Here is a 24,573-nt window from a genome sequence, read left to right as displayed (position 1 = left end):
AAGCCCTGGCACGGACGTCCCAGGGGTTCAGACGTCGCGGCCCCGGCGGAGGCGGACCTCACCGGCGAGGTCGGCGTCGGCGCTGTCGAGGCCGTAGCGCCAAACGCGTTCGGCGTCCTCGCCGCGTCCTCTGAGCGGGAGCGTGCGGGCCAGGAGCTCGATGGCCAGCGCGCCGGTCTCGACGTCGCCGCCCTCCTCGATCGCACCGGAGAACTCGGCGCAGGCCAGCTCCAGGTGGGCGATGCCGAGCATCACCCGCAGCCTCGGCACCTCGGCCGCGTCCGGCACCGAGAGCGCCTCCAGCAGCACCTGGGCGGCCTCTCCCGGCTCCCCCTCCTCGATGAGCGCCTCCGCCAGCCGCTGAGCGGCCCGAGGGGCGACCTCCGGGTCGCCGGTGGCCAGCGCGTCACGCAGCGACCGTTCGGCCTCCTCCGCGTCCGTGGCGAGCCTGGCGAGGGCCATGTGCGCCGACGGGACGTAGGCGGGATGGCCGACGCCCAGCGCGGCCTGCCAGGCGGCGCGGGCCTGGTCGGCCATCCCCTCCCTTTCGAAGCTCCCCGCGAGCAGGCAGGCGGCCTGGGCGGCGAACTCCGGGTGCCCTGTCGCCAGTGCGGTGCGCGCGGCCGCGCGAGAGCCCGGCACGTCTCCGCGCTCCTGGAGCACCACGGCGAGGCCCACCGCCGCCTGTGCCCGATCGGGCTCGTCGGGGTCGGCGGCCAGCTCCGCGAAGATCACGGCGGCGCCGTCGAGGTCGCCGGACTCGGCCAGTCTTCGCGCGGTGTCCAAGGGACGGGTGTCCACCTCAGGCATGCAGGGTCCTTCCCGGATACGGAGACGCCCCGAGCCTAACGACTCGGGGCGCCGTCCGTCCTCCCGCATTCCCTACGGATACGTGGTTCTCGCGAGACGCGGGCCGCGGTGCGGATCAGTCTTCGTACGCCTCCAGGGGAGGGCAGGAGCACACCAGGTTGCGGTCGCCGTAGGCCTGGTCGATGCGGCGGACCGGCGACCAGTACTTGCCCTCGCGCAGCGAGGGCAGCGGGTAGGCCGCCTCGGTGCGGGTGTAGGGGTGCTCCCACTCGTCGGCGACGAGGCTGCCGGCCGTGTGCGGGGCGTTGCGCAGCGGGTTGTCGACCCTGTCGTAGGCGCCGGAGGCGACCTTCTCGATCTCACCGCGAATCGCGATCATCGCCTCGCAGAACCGGTCGAGCTCGGCCAGGTCCTCGCTCTCGGTCGGCTCGATCATCAGCGTGCCGGCCACCGGGAAGGACATGGTCGGCGCGTGGAAACCGTAGTCGACGAGGCGCTTGGCCACGTCGTCGACCGTCACCCCGGTCTCCTTGGTGATCTGGCGCAGATCGATGATGCACTCGTGGGCGACGAGGCCGCCGCGGCCGGTGTAGAGAACCGGGTAGTGGGGGCCGAGCCTGCGGGCCAGGTAGTTGGCCGACAGGATGGCCTGCTCGGTGGCCGCCTTCAGCCCGTCGGCACCCATCATCCGGATGTAGGCCCAGGAGATGGGCAGGATGCCCGCGGAGCCGTACGGGGCGGCCGAGACCGGGCCGACCGCCGAGCCGCCGCGCAGCGGGTGACCGGGCAGGTAGTCGGCCAGGTGGGCGCGGACCGCGACCGGGCCGACACCGGGGCCGCCGCCGCCGTGCGGGATGCAGAAGGTCTTGTGCAGGTTGAGGTGGGAGACGTCCGCCCCGAACTCGCCCGGCCTGGCCAGGCCGACCAGCGCGTTGAGGTTGGCGCCGTCGACGTAGACCTGCCCGCCGGCCTCGTGCACCAGCTCGCAGACATCGACGATCGTCTCCTCGTACACGCCGTGCGTGGACGGGTAGGTCACCATGATCGCGGCAAGCCGGTCGCGGTGCTTTTCGATCTTCGCGACGAGGTCGTCGAGGTCCACGTTGCCGTTGTCGTCGCAGGCGACCACGGCGACGCGCATGCCGGCCATCACGGCGCTGGCGGCGTTCGTACCGTGCGCGGACGAGGGGATCAGGCAGACGTCACGATCCGACTCGCCACGCGCCGTGTGGTAGGCGCGGATCGCCAGGAGACCGGCGAACTCGCCCTGGGAGCCGGCGTTCGGCTGGATCGACACGGCGTCATAACCGGTGACCTCGGCCAGCCAGCGCTCCAGCTCCCCGATCAGTTCGGCGTAGCCCGCCGCCTGGTCCTCCGGCGCGTACGGGTGCAGCCCGGCGAACTCCGGCCAGGTGATCGGCTCCATCTCGGTGGTCGCGTTGAGCTTCATGGTGCAGGAGCCCAGCGGGATCATCGACCGGTCCAGCGCGACGTCCTTGTCCTGGAGCCTGCGCAGGTAGCGCAGCATGGCCGTCTCGGAGCGGTGGCTGTGGAAGACCGGGTGGGTGAGGTAGTCGCCGACCCGCGCCAGCGCGCCGGGCAGCGCGTCGTGCGCGGCGGCGTCCAGGTCGGCCAGCACGGTGCCGCTGACCTCGAAGGCGGCCAGGACCTGCTCCAGATGGAGAACCTCGGTCCTCTCGTCGCAGGTGACGCCCACGTGGTCGGCGTCGACCAGGCGCAGGTTGACGCCGTTCTCCCGGGCCGCGGCGACGACTCCGGCGGCACGTCCGGGCACGCGGGCGAGCACGGTGTCGAAGAAGGTGTCGTGGACCACCTCGACGCCGCCCTGGCGCAGCCCCTCGGCGAGCACGGCGGCGTGCCGGTGGATGCGGCGGCCGATCCTGCGCAGGCCCTCGGGGCCGTGGTAGACGGCGTACATGCCGGCGATCACGGCGAGCAGCACCTGCGCGGTGCAGATGTTGCTGGTGGCCTTCTCCCGGCGGATGTGCTGCTCGCGGGTCTGGAGCGCGAGCCGGTAGGCGGGACGTCCCTCGACATCCTGGGAGACGCCGACCAGGCGGCCGGGCAGCTGGCGCTGGAGGCCGTCACGGACCGCCATGTAGGCGGCGTGCGGACCGCCGAAGCCGAGGGGGACGCCGAAGCGCTGCGAGGAGCCGACCGCGATGTCGGCGCCGAGCTCGCCCGGCGCGGCCAGGAGGGTGAGGGCGAGCAGGTCGGCGGCGGCGACCACCTGGGCACCGCACGCGTGGGCGGCGTCGGCGATGGCGCGGAAGTCGCGAATCCTGCCGCTGGCGCCGGGGTACTGCACGAGCACGCCGAAGCAGTCGGGGAGCCCTCCGGTGAAGTCGCTCTCGACCAGCTCGATGCCGAGCGGCTCGGCACGGGTGCGCAACACCGCCTTGGTCTGCGGCAGCACGTCGGCGTCGACCACGAACACCTTCGACGAGGTGCGGCCCGCGCGGCGGGCCAGGGTCATCGCCTCGGCCGCGGCGGTGGCCTCGTCCAGCAGGGAGGCCCCCGCGACGTCGAGGGCGGTCAGGTCGGAGACGACGGTCTGGAAGTTGATCAGGGCCTCCAGCCGGCCCTGGGAGATCTCCGGCTGGTAGGGCGTGTACGCGGTGTACCAGCCCGGGTTCTCCAGGAGGTTGCGGCGGATGACACCCGGGGTGATCGTGTCGTGGTAGCCCAGGCCGATCATCGAGGTGAGCACGGTGTTACGCCCGGCGAGGACCCGCAGCTCGGCGAGGGCCTCGGACTCCCCTGCCGCCGGGGGCAGACCCAGCCGGGCGAAGGAGCGGATCGCCTCGGGCACGGCCACCGCGACCAGGTCGGCGACGGAGGCGAATCCGACCGCCTCCAGCATGCGGGTCTGGTCGGCGTCGTCGGGCCCGATGTGACGGGTCGCGAACGGCGGAGGGGCGAGTTCGCTGAGCGATGACAGATCGGTCATGAGAAGCCTCTCGGGCGGGGTGGAGACCGGTGCTGGGCGCGGGCATATGCCGGTTCTCCCCCTCTGTCATCACGACTGTCATCACGACGTGGTCGCTACCTGAGAGCTTCACCTGCCCTTGCCGGGAGGCTTGCACCGTCGGTGAGACGCACCTGGCGGGCACGTCTGCTTTCCAGAGTTGCCTCGTCCGTGCGGTACAGGGTGCCTGAGAGATTCCGGGGAGGTTGCTCCTTCGGCGCCCCGATCGCGGTCGGGGTCTCTCCCGCACAGGGTCAATGGCGAGTCCGAGTTTACCCGGTTCGTCGTGCTCTGCGACGACGGGCCAACTCATCGGCCTGATGATCGCCTAAAGGGCCCCCGCCCGACTCCGCGCGTTCGCCGGGAAGATCCGCGAGAGAGCCCTCCACCTCCTGCCACACCCGTCCCAGCGCGATACCGAAGACTCCCTGGCCCCCCTGAAGCAGGTCGATGACCTCGTCCGGCGAGGTGCACTCGTAGACGCTCACCCCGTCGCTCATCAGAGTGATCTGGGCCAGGTCGTTGACACCCCGCTCCCGCAGGTGCTGCACGGCGATGCGGATCTGCTGGAGGGAGACACCGGTGTCGAGAAGGCGCTTGACAACCTTGAGGACCAGAATGTCACGGAAGCCGTACAGCCGCTGGGAGCCGGAGCCGTGGGCGGCTCTCACGGTGGGCTCGACCAGGCCGGTGCGCGCCCAGTAGTCGAGTTGCCGGTAGGTGATTCCTGCCGCCGAACAGGCCGTCGGCCCCCTGTAGCCGATGTCGGCGGGCACTTTCACCGGTTGCCCGTCGAACAGCAGACCCTCTTCACCCGCGCGCTGACGTGCCGACTGGCGCCGTTCCGGGTCATCCTGGTCGGCGTTTCTACCCTCGCCGCTGCTGACCGCCACGCGGACCTCCGGCTTTCTCTCATCCCACGGCCTGATCTGGGGGTTTACGCACGACCGCAGGTTTCACTTGCACCGTAGGACTGGGGCCAAGTCCAGTCAACGACCCCACCCGGCGCGTCGTGAAGCGTAAATGCACCGAAATTCCTACCCCGCGCGGCCGAAGTCCTCGGGCGTGATCGTGTCAAGGAACTCCCTGAACTTCTCCACCTCGTCCTCCTGGTCGTCAGGGATGATCACCCCTGCCTCCCGTACCACATCCTCACTCGCGAAGATACGTGCACCGGTGCGAAGTGCCAAGGCGATCGAGTCGGAAGGACGCGCGCTCACCTCGACCCCGTTGGAGAACACGAGATCCGCGAAGAAGATGCCGTCGCGTAAAGCGACGATGTTGACAGTGTTCAACCTGACTCCGAGCCCTTCGAGCACGTCCCGGAACAGGTCATGGGTAAGTGGCCGGGGTGGTGGTTCCTCGGCCTGGGCCATGGCGATCGCCGTGGCTTCCGTCATGCCGATCCAGATAGGTAGGTAACGCTCCCCATGCGTCTCTTTCAGCAGGACGATCGGCTGGTTGGAGGGCATTTCAACTCGAACGCCCACGACCTCCATCTGCAACACGGGCTGCTCCGTCTTCGCTGGATTCCGACCGGTTTGTTCAACGTAACACTCGTGGGGGTACGAGTGCCTGGTCAGGCTCTCACCGGCCCAGTGCCCCACGGACTCCGGAACGCAGCAACGAGGCGTGCAATTCCAGCAGGAGACCGGAGATCTCCCTCGCCGTCTCGTCCGCCTGGTCGATCGCGCCGGGGCCGCGACGGCGCAGCAGCGGGGCGACGGCCTGTTCCACCAGCCCCGCCTCGCGTTCCGCGGCGGCCTTGACCGCCCGCAGGTGGCGGGCACGCAGGCCGAAGGCGGCCAGGGCGCCCACACTGCGGGCCACGACCAGTGCCTCGGCGTCGTAGTAGCGGGCCACGGCGGCCAGCAGACCGTAGTCCTCCAGCTCGGTGAGGGTCTCCTCGTCGAGCTCCGCGGCGGCGAGGAACTCCTCGCGGGTGAGGCGGACCTCGGGGGGCGCGTCGTCGGGGACGGCGCGCGGCCGGGCCGCCGGGCGCTCCTCGCGGTCGGCCGCCTCCAGATGATCCTTGATCACGCGCAGCGGCAGGTAGCGATCACGCTGCTCGCTGAGGATGTAGCGGAGCCGCTCGACGTCGGCGTAGGTGAACTTGCGATAGCCGGAGGGACTGCGCTCCGGCTCGATCAGCCCCTCGCCCTCCAGGAAGCGAATCTTGGAGATGCTGACGTCGGGGAACTCGCCCTGCAGGAGAGCGAGCACCTCCCCGATGCTCATGTGCGCACGAGCGGCCTGCGAGCTCATCATCCTCCAGCGGCGCCGCGGGTGAGGAAGACGAGGCGGAACTTACCGATCTGCACCTCGTCCCCGCCGTACAGCGGGACCTCCTCGATGCGCTCACGATTGACGTACGTGCCGTTCAGGCTACCGACGTCGCGGACCGTGAAGACACCGCCGCCGCGCCGGTAGAACTCCACGTGACGGCGCGAGACCGTGATGTCGTCGAGGAAGATGTCGCTCTCGGGGTGGCGGCCCACGGTGGTGAGGTCGCTGTCGAGCAGGAACCGACTGCCGGCGTTGGGGCCGCGCATCGCGACCAGCAACGCGGTGCCGGCGGGCAACTGCTCAACGGCCTGCCGCTCGGCGAGAAGCGTCTCACCGGTCTCCGCCTCGTAGGCCTCGATCCCGGAGAGGGAGATCGTCGACGTGCTGTCTCCGGGGGTGTCGGACCTGGTAAGCGGCGACCCGCATCGTGAACAGAAACGGGCATCCTCAGGATTGGCATGACCGCACTGCGTGCAGTAGACGCTCGGCATCGATCGGCTCGGCCTCCTACCGCGAAGACGCGGCAACGGTGCTCAGTGATGCGCGCCTCGCTTCTTCGCTTCTCAAGTGTTTTCTCAGACTGCGAATGCCGCAACATACAGTGATGAGGCGCGAAGGTCAAGGTTGACGCTGAACCGCGGGTACGGTCGGTGACAAAGTTACAGGGGACGCTGCCCCTGGTCCATGGCGCCGCGCGGTATTTGTCGCGCGGGCCGCCTCAACCGCCGGCGGCCTCCTCCACCACCCGCGCCCAGCGCTCGATCAGGGTCTGGGCGGAGTCGACGTCGAACCCCTCGGCCCACAGGTGGGTCACCGCCTCGGTCGGGTCGGGCAGCACCAGGGTCCAGCTGCCGTCCTCCGCGACGACCCGCACCCCGTCGGTGGTGTCGATGCGGTGGTGCTCGGCGGCCTCGATGACCGAGCGCATCACCGCCCCCTTGGCCGCCCACGGAGTCGGCACGGTACGGCGCAGCAGCTTGGCCTCGGGTATCCTGGCGTCGATCTGGCTGAGCGAGAGCCGGGTCCTGGCGACCAGTCCGAGCAGGCGCAGGAACACCGCCAGGCCGTCCACCGTGGGGCCGAACTCGGGCACGATGAAACCACCGCGCCCGTCGGCCGCGAAGATCATCTCCGGACCCCTGGCGGCGGCGGTGAGCGCGTCGATCGCGGTGGACGTCCACTCGGCCTGGACCCCGTGGAACCTGCAGACCTGCTCGGCCACCCGGGTGGTGGTGACCGGCAGTGCCACCCTGCCGCCGCGGCGCTCGGCCGCGACCAGGTCGAGCACCACCAGCAGGGCGCGCTCCTCGCTGATCAGCTGGCCCATCTCGTCCACCAGCGCGACCCGCTCGCCCACCGGGTCGAAGCGCACGCCGAAGGCCGCCCTGGAGGAGCTGACGAGCTCTGACAGGCGCTGCAGGTCGCGGCGGCGCTCGGCGAGGGTCTCGGTGGGCGAGGCGTCGTCCAGCCGGTTGTTGACGGTCAGCACGTCCACCCCGACCCGGCCGAGCAGGCTGGGCAGCACCAGCGAGGAGGTGCCTCCCGCGCAGTCGACCACGACCTTCATGTCGGCGTCGCGGACCCCGTTGATGTCGACCAGGCGTAGCAGCTCGTGCGTGTAGTCCTCCACCGCCCTGGCGGGGAAGCTCAGCTCGGCGATCTCGCCGGGGAAGGCGCGGCGGAACTCCTGCCGGGAGAAGACCCGGTCCAGCTTGCGCTGGGCCGGCGGCGACAGGTCCGCGCCGTGCTCGTCCATGAAGACGATGTCGACGCTCTGCGGGTCGCCGGGGGTGGTGCGCAGCGCGATGCCGCCTACCGCGTTCTCCCTGGCGGTGTGGAAGCGTGCCACGGGGAGCGGGGACGCCTCCAGGTCGAGCACGTTGATCGCGCTGGCGTTGAGGGCGCTGATCACGGCCCGCTTCAGCGCCCGCGCCGCGCGGGAGGAGTCGCGGGAGGTGATGACCGAGGCGCCCTTCTTCAGGGTGGTGGCGTAGGCGCTGGCGAGCCGCACGCACAGCTCGGGGGTGATCTCCACGTTGACCAGCCCCGAGACCCCCCGGGGGCCGAACAGGTTGCGCTGGGCGCGCGGCTCCCAGATGACGCTGTTGTTGATCACCGCCCCGGCCTCGATGGTCTTGAACGGGTAGATCTTGACGCCGGAGGAGATGTACGCCTCGGCCTCGATGATGCACTCGTCGCCGATGACGGCGCCCTCCTCGACCCTGGCCGCGGTCATCAGGTCGGTGTTCTTGCCGATCACGCAGCCGCGCAGGTGGGCGCTGGGCCCGATGTAGACGTTGTCGTGGACGACCGCGCGGTGCAGGAAGGCGCCCTCCCTGACCACCGCGTTGCTGCCCAGCACGGTGTACTCGCGCAGCTCGGCCCCCGCCTCGACCTTGGCGTAGTCGCCGACGTAGAGCGGGCCCTTGAGGATGGCGTCGGTGTCGACCGAGGCTCCCTCGGCCACCCAGACGCCCGGCGAGACCTCGAAGGCGTCGATGTCGACCTTGACCCGGCCCGACAGGACGTCGGCCTGGGCCTTGAGGTAGCTCTCGTGGGTGCCGACGTCCTCCCAGTAGCCGTCGGCCACGTAGCCGTACAGCGGGGCTCCGCGCTCCAGCAGCCGGGGGAACACGTCTCCCGACCAGTCGACGGACTCCCCCGCCGCGATCTCGTCGAGGACCTCGGGCTCCATCACGTAGATGCCGGTGTTGACGGTGTCGGAGAAGACCTGGCCCCAGGTGGGCTTCTCCAGGAAGCGCTCCACCCGCCCCTGGTCGTCGACGATGACGATGCCGAACTCCAGCGGGTTGGGAACGCGCTTGAGCCCGATCGTGACCATCGCGCCGTTCTCGCGGTGGAAGCGGATCATGTCCGTCAGGTCGATGTCCGTCAGCGCGTCGCCGGAGATGACCAGGAAGCGGTCGTCGCGCAGCCGGTCCGCGGCGTTCTTGACGCTGCCCGCGGTGCCGAGCGGTGTGTCCTCGGTGGCGTAGTACAGGCTCATGCCGAGCTCGTCGCCGTCGCCGAAGTAGTTGCGGACCAGGGCCGCCAGGAACTGCACGGTGACCACCGTCTCGGTGAAACCGTGCCGTTTCAGGAGGCGCAGCACGTGCTCCATGATCGGCCGATTGATCACGGGCAGGAGAGGCTTGGGCTGGTTCGCGGTCATCGGCCGGAGCCGTGTACCCTCCCCGCCCGCCATGACGACGGCCTTCACGGATCACCTCTTAAGGCGTTTGGCCTCGCTTGTCAGCTGACGCACCTGTACCCAATACAGCACTCCGGACCACCAGTACAGGCCTGTGCCCCAGATGGCCAGGGACCAGCCGACGATCCGGGCGGGATCGGCGTACCAGGCGTCGTGGTGGGCGAGGAAGAGCAGGGGGAAGGCGTAGAGGAGGTTGGCGGTGGCGGCCTTGCCGAGGAAGTGCACGGGCAACGCCGGGCCGTAGCCGAGGCGGCGCAGGATGAGCGGGATGCCCAGCAGCATCACGTCGCGCAGCGGGATGGCCAGCGCCAGCCACCAGGGGATGATCTCGCGCATGGCGAGGCCGAACAGGGTGGCCAGGATGTAGAGCCGGTCGGCCAGCGGGTCGAGCAGGCGGCCGAGCCGGCTGGTCTGGTTCCAGGCGCGGGCGATCTTACCGTCGAGCCAGTCGGAGAACCCCGCCAGCATCAGCAGCGCGACGGCCCAGCCGTCGGCCTTCGGGCCCAGCACCAACCAGAGGAAGACCGGCACCCCCAGAAGCCTGGCCAGGCTCAACGCGTTGGGAACCGTCCAGATTCGATCTTCGGCTCCCGATGCTTCCGGATTCACCGGTCTGTCTCCCTCCCCGTGCCTGATGCCGACCCTACCCGTGCGGGGCTCACACGGACCGTACGGCCGTCCGGCGGGGACACGGGCGCGGGCCGTCAGGCGCGGGACCAGGGGGCGCCCAGGGGCGCGACAGGGCCCGGGGAGGCGGCCGGGGGGAGGCGGGAGGAGTGCGGGGAACCACGCCGCCACGGCCGCGCGGCGGCGTGGTTCCGGCCGGCGTCACCCGACCCGGGCGGCGCCGTCCGGATCAGGAGCGGCGCACGGCGGCGCCGGGGGACCAGGCCCAGACGAGCACGGCGACGGTCATCCCGAACAGGGCCAGCCCGCTGGGAACGTGGGTGCCGAGCGCCTCCCAGTTGAAGTGCTGTGCCATCCCGACCAGGAAGAGGCCGGCGCTGGCCAGCGCCGGCCAGCCGGCACCTCGCCCGGGACGCCAGACCATGGCGGCCACGATGATCTGCAGCAGTGCGATCAGATGCACCACCATCCCGGCCAGTACGTGGGTCTCGGCCAGCGCCTCCCCGCCGCGCACCGCCTGGCCGGCGAACGAGGCGGCGGCGATGAGGCCGGCCGCCTGGGCGACGACCAGGATGCGCAGGCCGTACAGCAGGCCCGCGGGGACCAGGCGATCCTCCGTCGGTTTCCGCGGGGAGACGACCTCCTGCATGTGATGTGTCCTTGCCTTGGATGACCGGTTCGGAACACATCGTGGCCGCGGGGCATCCACCCGGTCGTCACCCTGGGGGCCGACCTCGCCGTCCACCTCCTGGCGGATTCTCCGTCCGGTGCGTGTTCACCCCTCGAGGGCACCGCCTCCCGCGCGGCCGAAAATCGTATCGGATGACGCGCGCGACGCCCCGGCGCACCCCTTACGCTTCACAGCATGACCAATGACACCACGCTCTTTCTTGGGCAGTGGATTCGCTCGCCGGGCACCGTCGGAGCGGTGGCGCCGAGCTCGCGGCGGCTTGCCGAGGCGGTGGCCTCGCCGGTCCCCCACCGGGGAGATCCGGTGATCGTCGAACTCGGCCCGGGCACCGGTGTGTTCACCGCGGAGATCCAGCGCAGGCTGGGAGGCCGGGGGCACCACATGGCCGTCGAGATCAACCCCAGGCTGGCCGATTTCCTCGCCGCCAGGAACCCCGGGGTGGACGTCGTGACCGATGACGCGGCACGGCTGCCTCAGTTGCTGCGGGAGCGTGGTCTCGCCAGGGCCGACGTGATCGTGAGCGGGCTCCCCTGGGCCGCGTTCTCCGAGGAGACACAGGGCCGCCTGCTGGACGCGGTCACCGCGATCATGGGTCCGCACACGGCCTTCACCACCTTCGCCTACAGCTTCGCCAAGCGCCTTCCTCCCGCGCGGCGTTTCAGGAAGCGCCTGATCGACACCTTCGAGGAGGTCGTCGCGGGCCGCACGGTGTGGGGCAACGTACCGCCTGCCTTCGTCTACCACACGCGCAGGCCGCGCCTGGACGCCGTCCAGCAGAACTGATCCCCGCGTCCCGGTGGCCCTGGAGGCTTACCGAACTTCGTTCTACGATTGCACGCGCAACTAGAATGGAGTTGGTCACCGTGGACTTCACACTTCCGGAGAGCGCCCTCGCCGTCCAACGCGGCGTCGGCGACATCTGCGCGCGCTACGACCTGGACTACTGGCAGCGATGCGAGAGCGAGAAACGCTGGCCGGAGGAGGTCTGGCAGGATCTGGCCAAGGGCGGCTGGCTCGGCCTGGCCGTGCCCGAGGAGTACGGAGGCGGCGGTCAGGGTCTGCTGGAGCTGGCCGTGGCCACCGAGACCCTGTCGGCCTCCGGCTCGGCCGGCGGTTCGGCGTTCACCTACGTGCTCACCCCCGGGTTCGGCGCCATGACCCTGGCCAGGCACGGCAGCCCCTGGCAACGCGACGAACTGCTGCCCAGGCTGGCCACCGGCGAGCTGGAGACCTGTTTCGCGCTGACCGAGCCCGACGCCGGGTCCAACGCCCTGGGCATCTCCACCTCCGCCCGTCGCGACGGGGCGGAGTTCGTCGTCAACGGCCAGAAGATCTGGATCACCGGCGTGCAGCGCGCCACCTGGATGCTCCTGGTCACCCGGACCATCCCGGCCGCCGAGGCCAAGCCCCGCACCAACGGCCTGACCGTCCTGCTGGTGAACGTCCCAGAGGCCGTCGCGGCCGGCCGGCTCTCCTTCCAGCCGATCCCGAAGATGGGCGCCAACACCACCCCGTCCAACATGGTCTTCATAGACGACCTGCGGGTCCCGGAGAGGAACGTGGTCGGTGAGGTCGACCAGGGCGCGCTGGTGCTGTGGGACATCCTCAACCCCGAGCGCGTCCTGCTGGCCGCCTCCGCGCTCGGCGGCGCCGAGGTGGCGCTGCGGGTGGCCGTGCAGTACGCCAAGGAGCGCGAGGTGTTCGGCCGTCCGATCGGCGCCAACCAGGCCATCGCCTTCCCCCTCGCCCAGGTCAAGGCCAAGATCGAGCTGGCCAGGCTGATGCTGTACAAGGCCGCCTGGCTGTTCGACAGGCAGTTGCCCTGCGGCACCGAGGCCAACATCGCCAAGCTGACCGCCTCCCAGGCGGCCTGGGAGGCGGCCGACCACGCGTTCCAGACACACGGCGGCATGGCCTACTCGCTGGAGTACCCGGTGGCCCGCCTGCTGGCCGACGCCCGCATCGGCAAGGTCGCCCCCGTCACCGAGGAGCTCCTGCTCAACTACCTGGCCACCCAGGTGCTCGGACTTCCCAGGAGCTTCTGACCTGATCGCCGGGTGCGCCCCGCCCGGCCGGAGCCGGGCGCACCCCTATTTGAAAGCCTCCGCGAGACGGGCCGCGGCGTACTCGCGCGCCTCGGTCGCCTGGTCGAAGAAGCCCGGCAGGCCGAAGAAGCCGTGGATCGCCCCCTCGTACCTCCTGACCTCTACCGGCACCCCGGCCGCGGCCAGCTGGGCGGCATATTCCTCACCCTCGTCACAGAGCGGGTCGCACTCGGCGGTGATCACCGTCGCCGGGGCCAGACCGGCCTTGTCGGCCAGCCGGACGGGAGCCAGCCGGGGGTCGACCGGATCACCGCCGTACTGCGCGACGAACCAGGCCATCTCGTCGGCGCCGAGCCCGAAGCCGCCGGCGTAGGCGCGGTAACTCCCGGTGTCCATGGCCACGTCGGCTATCGGGTAGACGAGCAGCTGGTGGGCCAGCCCGAGCCCGGCGTCCCTGGCCTGCCAGGCGGCCACGGCGGCCAGGTTGCCCCCGGCGCTGTCACCGCAGACCGCGATGCGCTCGGGGTCGACCCCGTAGACGCCGGGGCGGCCGAAGACGTCCTGGACGACGCTCCAGGCGTCGTCGGCCGCCGCGGGGAAGGGGTGGTCGGGGGCGAGCCGGTAGTCGACCGAGATCACGACCGCCCCGTTGCGCACCGCGAGGTCACGGCCGAGGGCGTCGTTGCGGTCGACGCTGCCGAAGACCCAGCCTCCACCGTGAAAGTAGACGATCCCCGGGAGGGGACGGTCGCCCTCCTCCGGCCGGTAGACGCGGACCGGCACGCCCGCGACGACGTCATCCCTGACCAGCGGGAGCGGGATGATCGGACCACGTTGCTCGGCGAAGGCGTCGAGGGCCCGCATCGCGACGATCGCCTCGGGGGTGAGTGTGGAGAGCGGGACACCGAGGTCCGTCTGGAAAGTCCTCAGGTAGGCCTCGGCCTGCGGGTGCAACGGCATGATCGGCACTTTACCCGCCGGGTCCGGTCGACCGCGGGAGGCGTCGAGGTGTCAGTGTCGCCCCGCCGGAGGCGCCCGGCCGCCACGGCGGAGAGGGTCACACCTCCGGCGACCCGAAACTCCGGAATGACGGAAAATCTCTCGAACGGCGGGCCCGCCACTCAGAACGAACGTGATTATTATTCGCTTAATTTCCTCGAATCATATTGCTCGGTCACACAAAATAACGCTCTAATTACGGATAGTTAGCCTTCCCCCCGTATTGTCGAGAAACGGTTGTGACGCCTACCTGGTGATGGAAGACTTGAATTTCGAGTGATCAGGTGAGCCGGGGCTACCGGTCGCTCGTCACCCGGAGCCGTCAGGGAGGTGGATCTGCGTGATCGGACTTTGAGCCGATCAATTAGGGTGGGTTCGTTAAATGTCTTTGAATCCGCGTCTCGTCAAGGAAAGCTTCGCCATCGTCGAACCTGTCGCGGACAAGGCCGCGGCATACTTCTACGGACGTCTGTTCGCCGAGAGCCCGCACCTGCGGACGATGTTCCCTCCGGCGATGGACGTACAGCGCGACCGCCTGTTCGGCGCGCTGACCAGAATCGTCTGGAGCCTGGACAGTCCCGACAGCCTGGCCTCGTTCCTGAGTCAACTCGGCCGCGACCACCGGAAGTACGGCGTGCTCGCCGAGCACTACACCGCGATCGGCAACGCGCTCCTGGCCACGGTCAGGCGCTTCGCCGCCGAGATCTGGACTCCCGAGATAGAGGCGGCATGGACCGCCGCCTACACCGCCGCCGCCAATCTCATGATCGAATCGGCCGAGTCCGACGCGGGAGTGTCCCCCGCCTGGTGGCTGGCCGAGGTGATCGACCACGAACTCCGCACCCCGGACATCGCGGTGATCACCTTACGGCTCGACCAGGACCTGCCCTACCTGCCCGGCCAGTACGTCAGCGTGCAGACCGCACGCTGGCCACGCGTCTGGCGCACGTTCTCCATCGCGAACGCACCCCGGGACGACAACACGATCCGCCTGCACGTCCGCGCGGTCTCCGGCGGCTGGGTCTCCACCACGCTGGTCCAGCGCACCCGGATCGGAGACAACCTGATGCTGGGGCCCCCGATCGGCACCATGGTTCCCACCGACTCCGGACGCGACATCCTGTGCGTGGCCGGCGGCACCGGCCTGGCACCGATCAAGGCCATCCTGGAGCATGTGATCGGCTCCGGTCGCCGCCCCAACATCCACCTGCTCCACGGCGCCCGCACCGTCGGGGAACTCTACGACCTGACCGACCTGCTCCGGATGGCGTCGGCCTTCCCGTGGCTGCGGGTGCTCCCCGTGGTCTCCGGACAACCGGGGTACGACGGCATGCGGGGCCAGGTGGCCGAGGTGATGGAGCGGTTCCACTCCTGGTCCGACCACGAGGCCTACGTCTGCGGCCCGACCGCCATGGTCAACGAGACGGTCCACCGGCTCCAGCAAGGCGGGATGCCCCTGGCCCACATCCACCGGGACATCGTGCAGGGCGAGCCTTGACCGACAATCAGGATTAATCCCCCAAAGTGATCACGCAAATTCCACAGAGCCCGGCGGGACACGGTATGGCATGGCAGCATGAGGCCCAATCCGAAAGGAGATGGTCATGCACGACTGCCCCCCTCACAGCCCGTGCCCCCCTCTCGACCGCCACCCCCGTTCCCCGCGCGTCCCCGCCAGAGCCGTCCATCCGCACGAATCCGCCCCCGGTCCCCTCCACCGGTGGCGGGCCCTCCACGGTCAGGGCCACGCCCGCCTCCGGCATGCGGCCACCCCCGGCCGCGGCACCCGCCCCTCGGGCGCACCGGCCGTGCCCGCCCCGCGCCACACGGCGCTCTGAACCGATGGCCAGACCCGTCACGCTGGTGACCTTCATGCTTCCCGCCCCCCTGCGGCACTGGGCCGGCGAGAGCACCGAGGTCCGCGTCTTCGCCGTCGCCGACCATGAGGACGGCGACCCCACGCTGGGTTCCGCCCTCGACACGCTCCGCCGTACGCACCCGTCCCTGGAGCAGCGGCTCCGCGACGACTACGGGAGCATCCGCCGCCACATCAGCATGTTCGTCTGCGGCGAGAACGCCCGGCATCTCGGCGGCCTCGACTGCGCGCTGCCCCCGGGGGCCGAGATCCTCGTCCTGCCCACCCTCTCGCGCCGCCAGGAGACCACGAGCTGACCCGCCCGCGCCCCGGACCACGGTCCATGCGAGACCTCGGGCAACGGGCCGAAGACCCGGCGGGCGGCAGGACCTAGGGCGCGACCCTGCCGCCGGCCACGAAGGCCTCGTGCGTGAGGGGCATCAGCGCCGCCCAGGCGGCCTCCATCTTCTCCGCCACCATCTCGATCTCACGCTGCGGGAACGAGGGCACCTTGGCCTGCTCGTTCTTGGTGCGCAGGGAGAGGAAGTGCATGAGCGAACGGGCATTGCAGGTGGCGTACATCGAGGAGAACAGCCCGACGGGCAGCACCGCCCTGGCCACCTCGCGGGCGATGCCGGCCTCCAGCATCTCCCGGTAGGCGGCGTAGGACTGCCGGTAGGACGCCTCCATCACCTCGGTAACGACCTTGTGCTGCTCGGCGCTGCCCTCGGCGAAGACGTACTTACCCGGCCGGCCTTCCTGAACCAGCTTCCGCTCCATCCCCGGAACATAGAAATTGGGCTGAAGCTCGCGGTAACGCCCGCTTTCCTCGTTATACGACCATCCGACCCTGTGGCGGTGAAACTCACGGAAGACGAAGATCGGCGCGCTGACCAGGAAGGTCATCGAGTTGTGCTCGAAGGGACTGCCGTGCCGGTCGCGCATCAGGAAGTTGATCAGCCCCTTGGACCGCGCGGGATCCTTGCCGACCTCCTCCAGGGACTGTTCCCCCGCGGTCGAGACCCGCGCCGCCCAGAGCACGTCGGAGTCGGAGGCGCTGTGCTTGACCAACTCCACGGTCACGTCGTCAAGAAAACGTGCCTCTGCCTCATCGCCCGTCAACTGGATCCCCCTCGTCACCTCGTCGGTCGCGCATATCGTAAACCGTAACGGCGTGGGGAGCCCCGCCGCCCCGAAGACGGGCACCGCTCACAGCCGGTAGATCCGGCGGGCGTTGCCTGAGCCGATCATCTGGGCCACCCGGACGGCGTCCGAGGCGCTCCACTCGCCGTCTGCCAGTCGTGCGGCGAGCGCCCCGGCCAGCCCTCGCCGGTAGTGCAGGGCTCCAAGGTGGCAGGTCTCCGCCACGCCGTGGCCGCCGGAGCCGAACAACTGCTTGTGGAACGGTGCCAGTTCGAGCAGTTCCGCCATGACCGCGGCCGAGCCCGTGGCGCTGCGGGTCAGTGCCGCGCCCACGTCGACGTAGACATGCGGGAGCACACCGGCGAGGTAGGCCGCCCGGCGGTGGAACGGGTGACAGTGCAGCAGGACGACGGGCACACCCACCGGCTGCACGGCCATGATGAAGCCGGTCATCGGTGCCGGACCCGTACCGTACCGGCCGGGGACCGCGTGGCCTTCGACGGCGTCGGGAGTCCCGAAAGCGCCGGCATCCACGCGACCGCCGTGAACCGCACGACCGCCGCGACCGGCATGGGCCCCCTGGCGCGCGCCGCCGTAGTGGGGGTGACCGGTGTGGAACTGCAGCGGCCGCCCGTACTCCCTGGCCACGTCGACGGCCGTCCAGAGCAGGTGGCGCAGGAGCACCTGATCGATGAGCCGCTCGCCCGGGCAGGCCAGCCGCCGGGTGGCCGCCGCGATCACCGCTCCCCGGCTCGGCCTGGCCGGGTCGAGATGGAACCCGGATCTGTGGGCCGTGACCGACTTCAGCGCGACGGCGCGGACGGCCCGCGCGGCGAGGCTCTGGGCGAGGGCCGAGATGTAGGAGACCCCCGAGACCGCGGTCCTGGCCACCTCCTCCTCGGCCCGCTCGATGTGGACGACCCGCGCGGTGCCGGCGCCACCCGCCTGGCCCATCTCGGCCGGTGGCAGCACCTCGGGCCTGCCGAGGTCACCGTCGGGATCACTGTCGAGATCACCGTCGAGATCACTGTCCAGGCCGTCGAAGCGGTCGAATCCGTCGAACAGGAAGGTGGCTATCCCCGCGGCGCCCAGCAGTCGCCGGTTCACCTCGGTGGCGCCCAACTCCGCCCTGCGGGCCAGGTACACGGCCGGCGGCACATGCGGGGCGAGACCGAGGACGGGCGCGCACCAGCGACGGACCGCGGTGCCGACGGGGGTGTCGAAGTGGGTGGTGCCCGGGGGCGCCGGAGTTCCCGCGTCGCTGAGCAGCGTCTCGAACCGGGCCCTGGTCAGGTCGTCACGGCGCACGCCGTGACAGTTCTGGTCGACCAGCGGCGCCAGCAGCGCCTCCCGTACGGCGTCGGGCAGTTCGACGGGCAGCACACCGTCCGACCTCATGCCCGCTCCTCCCCCGGTCGCGGGGGCGGCGGCCAGGTCCGGCCGTCACCCCTGCGGTCCCTACGACGGGGAGAACTCTGTGACTCCTCCGCTTCCCGAAGGGAGCGGCTCCTCGCCTCCCTCGGCCGAGGTGGGCGACGGCCAGGCTCTGGCCGTTTCGAACCCGAGAACCGTAGCGGAGAAGCGATTCACCTGCCGGGTGAACCCGGCGATCCCCTCGCTGAACATGATGGTCACCCGAGGTGAGGGCCGGGTTCGAAATACCGCTTCTTTACCCGGACGTGCGGCAGAGCCGGAGAACGTTGGCGATGATCTTCGCTCCCGCGCCTCCCTCCGCGGTGAGGATCGACTCGGGGTGGAACTGCACGGCGAAGCGGCGCCGCTCCACGTCCTCGATCGCCATCACCGCGCCGTCGGGGGTGAGCGCGGTGGCGGTGAAACCGGCGACACCCGGCCGCTTGACGTGGACCGAGTGGTAGCGCGCGGCGGTGAACTCCTCGGGGAGCCCGTCGAGCAGGGCGCTGTCGCCCAGCCGCCGGACCCGGCCACGCTTGCCGTGCTCGGGGTAGGACAGCAACTCCAGCGTGCCGCCCGCCTGCTCCACCATGCCCTGCAGTCCGAGGCAGACGCCGAACACCGGCAGGTCGCGCTCGTAGAGGGCGTCGATCAGGGCGGGGAGCCCGAAGTCGGAGGGCCAGCCGGGGCCCGGCGACAGCACCACCAGGGACGGCGCGATCTCGTCGATCATCGTGACGGGGAAGCCGTGCCGGAGCGTGACGACCTCGGCGCCCTGCTGGCGGAAGTAGTCGGCGAGGGTGTTGACGAAGGAGTCCTCGCAGTCGACGAGCAGGATCTTCATCCCGCTTCCCGGCGGCGCCGCGGCCACCTGGGGTTCGGCCTGCTCCTGCGGGGTCACGCCGACCACCGCCAGAGCGCCCAGCAGGGCGCTGGCCTTGAGCTCGGTCTCCCGCTCCTCGGAGGCGGGGTCGGAGTCGAACAGCAGCGTGGCCCCGGCCCTGACGGTGGCGACCCCGCCGCGGATCTGCGCGGTGCGCAGGGTCAGGCCGGTGTTCATCGAACCGTCGAAGCCGATGTAGCCGACCGCTCCGCCGTACCAGCGGCGGGTGGTGGCCTCGTGGTCCTCGATGAACTGCATGGCCCAGGTCTTGGGGGCACCGGTGACGGTGACGGCCCACATGTGGGTGAGGAAGGCGTCGAGCGCGTCGAACTCCGGCCGCAGCCGGCCCTCTATGTGGTCGACGGTGTGGATCAGCCTGGAGTACATCTCGATCTGGCGCCGCCCGATCACCTGGACCGTCCCCGGCACGCAGATGCGCGACTTGTCGTTGCGGTCCACGTCCGTGCACATGGTCAGCTCCGACTCCTCCTTGACGCTGGACAGGAGGGTGCGGATCGCGTCGGCGTCCTCGACCGGGTTGCTGCCCCTGGCGATGGTGCCGGAGATGGGGCAGGTCTCGACACGGTCGCCGCTGACCCGGACGTACATCTCCGGGGAGGCGCCGACCAGATGCTCGCCCTCACCGAGGTTGAACAGGAACTCGTACGGTGCCGGATTGACCTGGCGCAGCTCCCGGTAGAAGGCCGCCGGGTCGGCGCAGGGCGCGTGGAAGACCTGACCGGGAACGACCTCGAACAGGTCGCCCCGGACGAACTTCTCCTTGGCCGCGGCCACCACCTGGGCGTAGGAGCCCTTCTCGGGGTCGGCCGGGAGCTCGGACGGCGCGGGGGGCAGCGGTACGACCTCCCCCTCGCGGGCCAGCCCGTGGGTGGAGAGGCCGTCCACCGTGAACTCGTAACGGAACTCCTTGCTGGTCTCCCGCTTGCGGTCGATCACCATCACCCGGTCGGGCAGGTGCAGCACGAGGTCGCGCTGGTCGGCGCCCCGCGGCAGGACCTGCCTGATCGGCTCGAACTGGAAGGCCAGGTCGTAGCCGAAGGAGCCGTACAGGCCCAGGTGCTCGTCCTCGCCCTTGAACACGGCGATGACCTCGCGGATCGCGGTGAAGACCGTGGGACGGCGGCTGCGCATCTCCTCGGGGAGGATGTCCTCGGACTCCGCCACGTGCACCTCGACGAAATCGCCTGTCGGCTCCTCGACTGGCTTGCCCGCCGCCAGCAGGCAGGACACGACGGCGGGCAGCACCACCCTGCCGCGGGCGTTCAGCGCGCGGGCGGAGATCCTGCGTCCCCTGGCCACGATCTCCAGGCAGGGATCGACGTAGGCGAGGTGCCATCGGCTGTAGCGGCCGGGATACTCCATCCCGGAGGAGAGCACTCCACCACGGCGCTCGCCGAGCGTCGTGACGACGTCCTCAAGCACCGTCTCCGGCACGTCGGACGCGGTGACCTCGATCCCCACGCCGCCGGCGGTGGTATATCGGCTCGTCTCCACTGCGTTATCGCCCCTTTGATTTCCCTGATGCCCAGAGGGAGCGGACGCAGAAAAGGCCGCCTCCCTGGGCGGCCGTCTGTCTGCTCGCGAATGCGAAACCTGCGCCGCCTAGAAGCGGCGCCACCACCGAAGGGCAACCGGGTATCGCATGTCGCCACAGTACCGGCGACGACCGTGATCATGCAACGTGGCCACGCGACGGCCTCGCCCCCGGGCCTCGAACCGGGGCCGAGCACGAGGATGGCGAGCCTCACAGCGATACACCCTGGCCGTCAGAGCCATGTTCTGTTACCAGTTAGTAGGTATGGAGCGGCGTGAGGAGAGCACATGTCGACGAGCACATGGCCGCGGCCGGCCGTGCATCGGGTCGCGATCCAGCGTGACCTGCCGGTACCGATGCCCGACGGGGTCACGCTGCTGGCCGACCGCTACGTTCCGACCGGCGCCGTGCGGCCGCCCACGATCCTGATCCGCTCGCCGTACGGAAGGCGCGGCGTGTTCGGGCTGGCCTTCGGCCGCGGCTTCGCGCGGCGCGGATTCCAGGTCGTGATCCAGAGCTGCCGGGGCGGGTTCGGCTCCGGCGGCCTGCTCGACCCGCTCGGCGACGAGCACGACGACGGCCTGGCCACGCTGTCCTGGCTGCGCGGCCAGACCTGGTACGGCGGGGACCTGGCCATGCACGGCCCCTCCTACCTGGGCTACGCCCAGTGGGCGATCGCCCCTTTCGCCGGGCCCGACCTCAAGGCCATGGCCACCTCGGTGACCGCCTCCCAGTTCCGGGACGCCGCCTACGTGGGCGGGGCGTTCGCCCTGGAGTCGTCGCTGATGTGGACCACGCTGACCGCCGCCATCGACGGCCCTCTCGGCGGGGCGGGCGCGCTGCTCGCCCCGCGCAGGACGCGGCGCGCGGCCCTGTCGGGGCGCCCGCTCGGGGAGTTGGACAGGCTGTCCGCGGGCAGAGGCATGCCGTTCTTCCAGGATCTGCTGGCCCACCACGCCGAGCCCGCGGCCTACTGGGGCAGGCGTGACTTCTCCGCCTCGGTGGGCGGGGTGGAGGCCGCGGTCACCATGGCCGGCGGCTGGTACGACGTCTTCCTGCCGTGGCAGATCAAGGACTACGCGGCGATGCGGGCCGCGGGGCGGCGCCCGTACCTGACGATCGGCCCCTGGTATCACGCGGACGTGCGGCACAGCCGGGTGGCCAACGCCGAGGCGCTCGCCTGGTTTCGGGCGCACCTGCTCGGCGACCCTTCGGGGCTGCGCGAGCAACCGGTCCGGCTGTACGTGACGGGCGCGAACGAGTGGCGCGACTACCCCGACTGGCCGGTTCCCCGGATGCGGGAGCAGCGCTGGCACCTGCGGCCCGGCTTCGCCCTCTCCCCCGGCGGCCCCGACGGCCCCGGCGACGCCGAACCCGGCCGTTTCCGCTACGACCCCGCGCACCCGACGCCCGCGCAGGGCGGCCCGGTCCTGCTCGGCAACTCCGAGCCGCGCGACAACCGCAGGCTGGAGGCCCGGCGCGACGTGCTCGTCTACACCGGCCCCGAGCTACGGCGGGACACCGAGATGATCGGCCCGGTCTCCGCCGAACTGTACGTCCGCACCGGCAGCGAGCACTGCGACGTGGTGGTCCGGGTCTGCGACGTGCATCCGGACGGCGCCTCCTACAACGTGTGCGAGGGCGTGCGCCGCCTGGTTCCCGGCGCCCCGGTCGCCGGGGATGACGGGATCCGCCGGGTCGGGGTGGACCTGTGGCCGATCGGCCACAGGTTCCGCCGCGGCCACCGGATCCGCCTGCACGTCGCCGGCGGCGCCTACCCCCGGATCGCCCGCAACCTCGGCACCGGCGAGCCCCTGGGCACGGGCAGCGCGATGGTCACGAACGACTACGAGATCTTCCACGACCCGGCCCACCCGTCCGCGGTCGTGCTCCCCCTCGTCCCGGACTGACCTCGCCCGGCCTCACATCACCCGCCGTCGCGGGCGTGCCGCGGCCAGGCTGGTGACCGCCCGCCTTCAACGGGTTCCGCGCCGGGGCCCCGGAGACGGCCTCGGCCCGGTTCCCCCGAAAGGCCGGTGAGGATCCCCCGGCCCGCGCACTAGGGTCGGGGGATGCGCGCGGCCAGGTTGATGTCGTTGGTGCTGCTGCTCCAGGCTCGGGGCCGGATGACCGCGATGGAGCTCTCCCGGGAGCTGGAGATCTCCGAGCGGACCGTCCACCGTGACGTGCTCGCCCTGTCGGAGGCCGGCGTGCCGGTCTACGCCGACCGGGGGCGGGGCGGCGGCTACCGGCTGCTGGACGGATACCGCACCCGCCTCACCGGGCTGGACCGCGCCGAGGCCGAGGCGCTGTTCCTGTCGGGCGTGCCCGAGGCGCTGCGGGAGATGGGACTGGGCGAGGTGGCCGCCACGGCGCGGCTGAAGGCCTCGGCCGCGCTCTCCCCCGGCCTGCGGGACGCCCCCGCGACCGCCGCGCAACGCTTCCACCTGGACGCCCCCGGCTGGTTCGCGAGCGAGCGGCCTCCCCCTACCGCACTGGCACCGCTGGCCAGGGCCGTGTGGGGCGACCACCCGGTCACCGCCCGCTACCGGCGCGCCGCCCGTTCCCGCCCAGCCGAACAGACCGAACAGACCGGGCAGACCGGAGGGGCCGGGGCCGCCCGGCGGCGTCTGGAGCCGTACGGGCTGGTGCTGAAGGCGGGGGTCTGGTACCTGGCGACCCGGTCCGCGATCTATCGGGTCGATCGCTTCGACGAGGTCGAGCTCCACCCCGCCCTGCGCTTCGAGCGGGACGGCGCCTTCGACCTGGCCGCGTTCTGGAGCGAGAAGTCGGCACGGTTCGCGAACTCCCTGCTCACCACGGACGTCACCGTGAGGCTCAGCCCCGCCGCCCTTCGCCTGCTCCCCGTCATCGCCGATCGGGCGGCCCTCGACGACGCGATGGCCTCCGCCGGCGAGCCCGACGGGCAGGGGTGGGTCACGCTCCGCCTGCCCGTCGAGTCGCTGGAGGTCGCCTACGGCCAGGTCCTCCGCTTCGGCCCGGAGGCCGAGGTCCTCGACCCGCCCGACCTCCGTACCCGCGTCGCCGGTGCCGCCGCCCGCATGCATGACCTGTACGGCTCCTCGGGCGGCAGCGGCGGGTCAGCCGGGTGACCGCTCCCGGCGCCGGTCAGCGGTAGCCGGTGGCGTCGGCGGCCCTGCCCTTGCTCTCGACCTCCTCGATATAGCGCCAGGCGTCGGGCCTGCTGCCGTCGAGGTCGGTGAAGCCGTACACCTGGGCGAGCCGCCCGCTGGAGGTGGACTGCCCCGACCAGCGCATCCTGTCCTCGTCGGCGGCGAGGGCGACGACCGCGCGCCCGGTGTAGGAGGGCGACTCGGAGATCACGAAGTGCGGCTGCTTCGCCGTGGCGTCCCGCCAGTTCTCCTCGGTGACGCCGAAGTTCTCCAGCATGCTCTCCGAGCGGAGCCAGCCGGGGGTCAGCGAGACCGCGCAGCAGCCGTGCGGGCGCAGCTCGTGCGCCTGGGTGAAGGCCAGGCGGTTCACCGAGAGCTTGGCCAGGTCGTAGAAGGCCGAGAGCCGGTAGTTGGCCAGGTTGTACTCCAGGGTGCCGTCGGTCACCTCGACCACCAGGCCGCCGGGGTTCTCGATCAGCAGCGGCAGGGCGTGATGGCTGGTGATCAGGTGGGTGTCGATCGCCAGCCGGAGGATGCGCAGGCCGTCGTCGAGCGAGTGTTTCCAGACGGGGACGTTCCACTCCGCCAGCGGGTCGGCGCCCCAGATGTCGTTGACGAGGAGATCGAGTCTTCCCCGCTCGCGCCGGATCCGCTCCACCAGGGCGCGCACCCGCTCCGGCTCCAGGTGGTCCACCTCGACCGCGATGCCCTGCCCGCCGGCGCGGGTCACGCGCTCGGCCGTCTCCTCGACGGTCTCCGGCCGGTTCATCTCCGAGCGCCGCCGCCGCGTGCTCCTGCCCGTGCAGTAGACCGTGGCGCCCGCGGCGCCCAGTTCCACCGCGATCCCCCGGCCGGTTCCCCTCGTCGCCCCGGCGACCAGGGCGACCTTTCCTTCCAGCGTCCTGTTCATGGGACGAGCGTGGCGCGAAAAC

At 70.8% G+C, this 24,573-nt stretch carries 20 protein-coding genes and 1 riboswitch; of the genes, 6 read left to right on the top strand and 14 right to left on the bottom strand.

Features of this window, described 5'->3' with window-relative positions:
• Positions 1-27 precede the first annotated feature (27 nt).
• From ACWD3H_RS33020 to ACWD3H_RS32980, 9 genes are all read right to left on the bottom strand, one after another.
• Positions 28-810 (bottom strand): tetratricopeptide repeat protein, encoded by a 783-nt coding sequence (locus tag ACWD3H_RS33020; protein WP_451957758.1) that lies wholly within the window; start codon positions 808-810, stop codon positions 28-30.
• Positions 811-925: 115 nt separating this feature from the next.
• On the bottom strand, positions 926-3,781 hold the full coding sequence (gcvP, locus tag ACWD3H_RS33015) for an aminomethyl-transferring glycine dehydrogenase (RefSeq protein WP_451957757.1): 2,856 nt from the start codon (positions 3,779-3,781) through the stop codon (positions 926-928).
• A 182-nt stretch (positions 3,782-3,963) separates the two neighbouring features.
• Positions 3,964-4,056: riboswitch (glycine riboswitch) on the bottom strand.
• A gap of 15 nt (positions 4,057-4,071) precedes the next feature.
• A complete protein-coding gene (locus ACWD3H_RS33010; RefSeq protein WP_350929010.1) occupies positions 4,072-4,692 on the bottom strand; it encodes a MerR family transcriptional regulator in 621 nt (206 codons plus the stop codon).
• Between the two features lie 144 nt (positions 4,693-4,836).
• Positions 4,837-5,307, bottom strand: coding sequence for a bifunctional nuclease family protein (locus tag ACWD3H_RS33005; RefSeq protein WP_157594447.1), 471 nt, complete (start codon positions 5,305-5,307; stop codon positions 4,837-4,839).
• Positions 5,308-5,386: 79 nt separating this feature from the next.
• Positions 5,387-6,037 carry a transcriptional regulator FtsR gene (gene ftsR / locus ACWD3H_RS33000; RefSeq protein WP_386271103.1) on the bottom strand — a complete coding sequence of 217 codons (651 nt, stop codon included), beginning with the start codon at positions 6,035-6,037 and terminating at the stop codon, positions 5,387-5,389.
• 26 nt (positions 6,038-6,063) lie between these two features.
• The gene (locus ACWD3H_RS32995; RefSeq protein WP_343978377.1) at positions 6,064-6,576 is read right to left on the bottom strand and encodes an FHA domain-containing protein; all 513 of its coding nucleotides are present in this window, start codon (positions 6,574-6,576) and stop codon (positions 6,064-6,066) included.
• A 227-nt stretch (positions 6,577-6,803) separates the two neighbouring features.
• The gene (locus ACWD3H_RS32990) at positions 6,804-9,305 is read right to left on the bottom strand and encodes a mannose-1-phosphate guanyltransferase (RefSeq protein ID WP_350960116.1); all 2,502 of its coding nucleotides are present in this window, start codon (positions 9,303-9,305) and stop codon (positions 6,804-6,806) included.
• Between the two features lie 3 nt (positions 9,306-9,308).
• The gene (locus ACWD3H_RS32985; RefSeq protein WP_030915014.1) at positions 9,309-9,905 is read right to left on the bottom strand and encodes a CDP-alcohol phosphatidyltransferase family protein; all 597 of its coding nucleotides are present in this window, start codon (positions 9,903-9,905) and stop codon (positions 9,309-9,311) included.
• Positions 9,906-10,152: 247 nt separating this feature from the next.
• Positions 10,153-10,572, bottom strand: a complete 420-nt coding sequence (locus ACWD3H_RS32980) for a hypothetical protein (RefSeq protein WP_451957756.1) — start codon at positions 10,570-10,572, stop codon at positions 10,153-10,155.
• Between the two features lie 216 nt (positions 10,573-10,788).
• Here ACWD3H_RS32980 and ACWD3H_RS32975 point away from each other — a divergent pair, with 216 nt between their 5' ends.
• Both ACWD3H_RS32975 and ACWD3H_RS32970 read left to right on the top strand, forming a co-directional pair.
• Positions 10,789-11,397, top strand: a complete 609-nt coding sequence (locus ACWD3H_RS32975) for a class I SAM-dependent methyltransferase (RefSeq protein ID WP_355562683.1) — start codon at positions 10,789-10,791, stop codon at positions 11,395-11,397.
• Positions 11,398-11,477: 80 nt separating this feature from the next.
• A complete protein-coding gene (locus tag ACWD3H_RS32970; RefSeq protein WP_350960111.1) occupies positions 11,478-12,659 on the top strand; it encodes an acyl-CoA dehydrogenase family protein in 1,182 nt (393 codons plus the stop codon).
• A gap of 45 nt (positions 12,660-12,704) precedes the next feature.
• Here the strand turns inward: ACWD3H_RS32970 and ACWD3H_RS32965 are convergent, their stop codons facing one another.
• The gene (locus tag ACWD3H_RS32965) at positions 12,705-13,619 is read right to left on the bottom strand and encodes an alpha/beta hydrolase (RefSeq protein WP_355562680.1); all 915 of its coding nucleotides are present in this window, start codon (positions 13,617-13,619) and stop codon (positions 12,705-12,707) included.
• A gap of 421 nt (positions 13,620-14,040) precedes the next feature.
• Between ACWD3H_RS32965 and ACWD3H_RS32960 the strand changes: the two genes are divergently transcribed.
• Together ACWD3H_RS32960 and ACWD3H_RS32955 are read left to right on the top strand one after the other, a co-directional pair.
• Positions 14,041-15,156 carry a globin domain-containing protein gene (locus tag ACWD3H_RS32960; protein ID WP_451957755.1) on the top strand — a complete coding sequence of 372 codons (1,116 nt, stop codon included), beginning with the start codon at positions 14,041-14,043 and terminating at the stop codon, positions 15,154-15,156.
• A gap of 344 nt (positions 15,157-15,500) precedes the next feature.
• Positions 15,501-15,830, top strand: coding sequence for a ubiquitin family protein (locus ACWD3H_RS32955; protein ID WP_355562674.1), 330 nt, complete (start codon positions 15,501-15,503; stop codon positions 15,828-15,830).
• A gap of 73 nt (positions 15,831-15,903) precedes the next feature.
• Here ACWD3H_RS32955 and thyX read toward each other — a convergent pair whose 3' ends face one another.
• From thyX to ACWD3H_RS32940, 3 genes are all read right to left on the bottom strand, one after another.
• Positions 15,904-16,596, bottom strand: a complete 693-nt coding sequence (thyX, locus tag ACWD3H_RS32950) for an FAD-dependent thymidylate synthase (protein ID WP_355562672.1) — start codon at positions 16,594-16,596, stop codon at positions 15,904-15,906.
• A 126-nt stretch (positions 16,597-16,722) separates the two neighbouring features.
• The gene (locus tag ACWD3H_RS32945) at positions 16,723-18,054 is read right to left on the bottom strand and encodes an amidohydrolase (RefSeq protein WP_451957754.1); all 1,332 of its coding nucleotides are present in this window, start codon (positions 18,052-18,054) and stop codon (positions 16,723-16,725) included.
• 271 nt (positions 18,055-18,325) lie between these two features.
• Positions 18,326-20,467 carry an anthranilate synthase component I gene (locus ACWD3H_RS32940; protein WP_355562666.1) on the bottom strand — a complete coding sequence of 714 codons (2,142 nt, stop codon included), beginning with the start codon at positions 20,465-20,467 and terminating at the stop codon, positions 18,326-18,328.
• 327 nt (positions 20,468-20,794) lie between these two features.
• Here ACWD3H_RS32940 and ACWD3H_RS32935 point away from each other — a divergent pair, with 327 nt between their 5' ends.
• Positions 20,795-22,417 (top strand): CocE/NonD family hydrolase, encoded by a 1,623-nt coding sequence (locus ACWD3H_RS32935; protein ID WP_451957753.1) that lies wholly within the window; start codon positions 20,795-20,797, stop codon positions 22,415-22,417.
• A gap of 162 nt (positions 22,418-22,579) precedes the next feature.
• Complete coding sequence (locus tag ACWD3H_RS32930) at positions 22,580-23,620, top strand: helix-turn-helix transcriptional regulator (protein ID WP_451957752.1); 1,041 nt, start codon at positions 22,580-22,582, stop codon at positions 23,618-23,620.
• A 16-nt stretch (positions 23,621-23,636) separates the two neighbouring features.
• Here the strand turns inward: ACWD3H_RS32930 and ACWD3H_RS32925 are convergent, their stop codons facing one another.
• Entirely contained in the window at positions 23,637-24,551 is a 915-nt protein-coding gene (locus tag ACWD3H_RS32925; protein WP_355562657.1) for an SDR family oxidoreductase, read from the bottom strand.
• Between the last annotated feature and the right edge of the window lie 22 nt (positions 24,552-24,573).

This window comes from Streptosporangium sp. NPDC002607, assembly GCF_053592655.1.
Note: the sequence above shows the minus strand (reverse complement) of the source record. Positions and strands in the feature narration are given on the sequence as shown.

Bases quoted from the DNA above. Each gene is read 5' to 3' on its own strand.
- ACWD3H_RS32965 (WP_355562680.1), bottom strand. From the start codon at position 13,619: ATGCCGTTGCACCCGCAGGCCGAGGCCTACCTGAGGACTTTCCAGACG.
- ACWD3H_RS32995 (WP_343978377.1), bottom strand. From the start codon at position 6,576: ATGCCGAGCGTCTACTGCACGCAGTGCGGTCATGCCAATCCTGAGGAT.
- ACWD3H_RS32945 (WP_451957754.1), bottom strand. From the start codon at position 18,054: ATGAGGTCGGACGGTGTGCTGCCCGTCGAACTGCCCGACGCCGTACGG.
- ACWD3H_RS32930 (WP_451957752.1), top strand. From the start codon at position 22,580: ATGCGCGCGGCCAGGTTGATGTCGTTGGTGCTGCTGCTCCAGGCTCGG.
- gcvP (WP_451957757.1), bottom strand. From the start codon at position 3,781: ATGACCGATCTGTCATCGCTCAGCGAACTCGCCCCTCCGCCGTTCGCG.
- ACWD3H_RS32980 (WP_451957756.1), bottom strand. From the start codon at position 10,572: ATGCAGGAGGTCGTCTCCCCGCGGAAACCGACGGAGGATCGCCTGGTC.
- ACWD3H_RS33020 (WP_451957758.1), bottom strand. From the start codon at position 810: ATGCCTGAGGTGGACACCCGTCCCTTGGACACCGCGCGAAGACTGGCC.
- ACWD3H_RS32935 (WP_451957753.1), top strand. From the start codon at position 20,795: ATGTCGACGAGCACATGGCCGCGGCCGGCCGTGCATCGGGTCGCGATC.
- ACWD3H_RS32955 (WP_355562674.1), top strand. From the start codon at position 15,501: ATGGCCAGACCCGTCACGCTGGTGACCTTCATGCTTCCCGCCCCCCTG.
- ACWD3H_RS32925 (WP_355562657.1), bottom strand. From the start codon at position 24,551: ATGAACAGGACGCTGGAAGGAAAGGTCGCCCTGGTCGCCGGGGCGACG.
- ACWD3H_RS32975 (WP_355562683.1), top strand. From the start codon at position 10,789: ATGACCAATGACACCACGCTCTTTCTTGGGCAGTGGATTCGCTCGCCG.
- ACWD3H_RS32960 (WP_451957755.1), top strand. From the start codon at position 14,041: ATGTCTTTGAATCCGCGTCTCGTCAAGGAAAGCTTCGCCATCGTCGAA.
- ftsR (WP_386271103.1), bottom strand. From the start codon at position 6,037: ATGAGCATCGGGGAGGTGCTCGCTCTCCTGCAGGGCGAGTTCCCCGAC.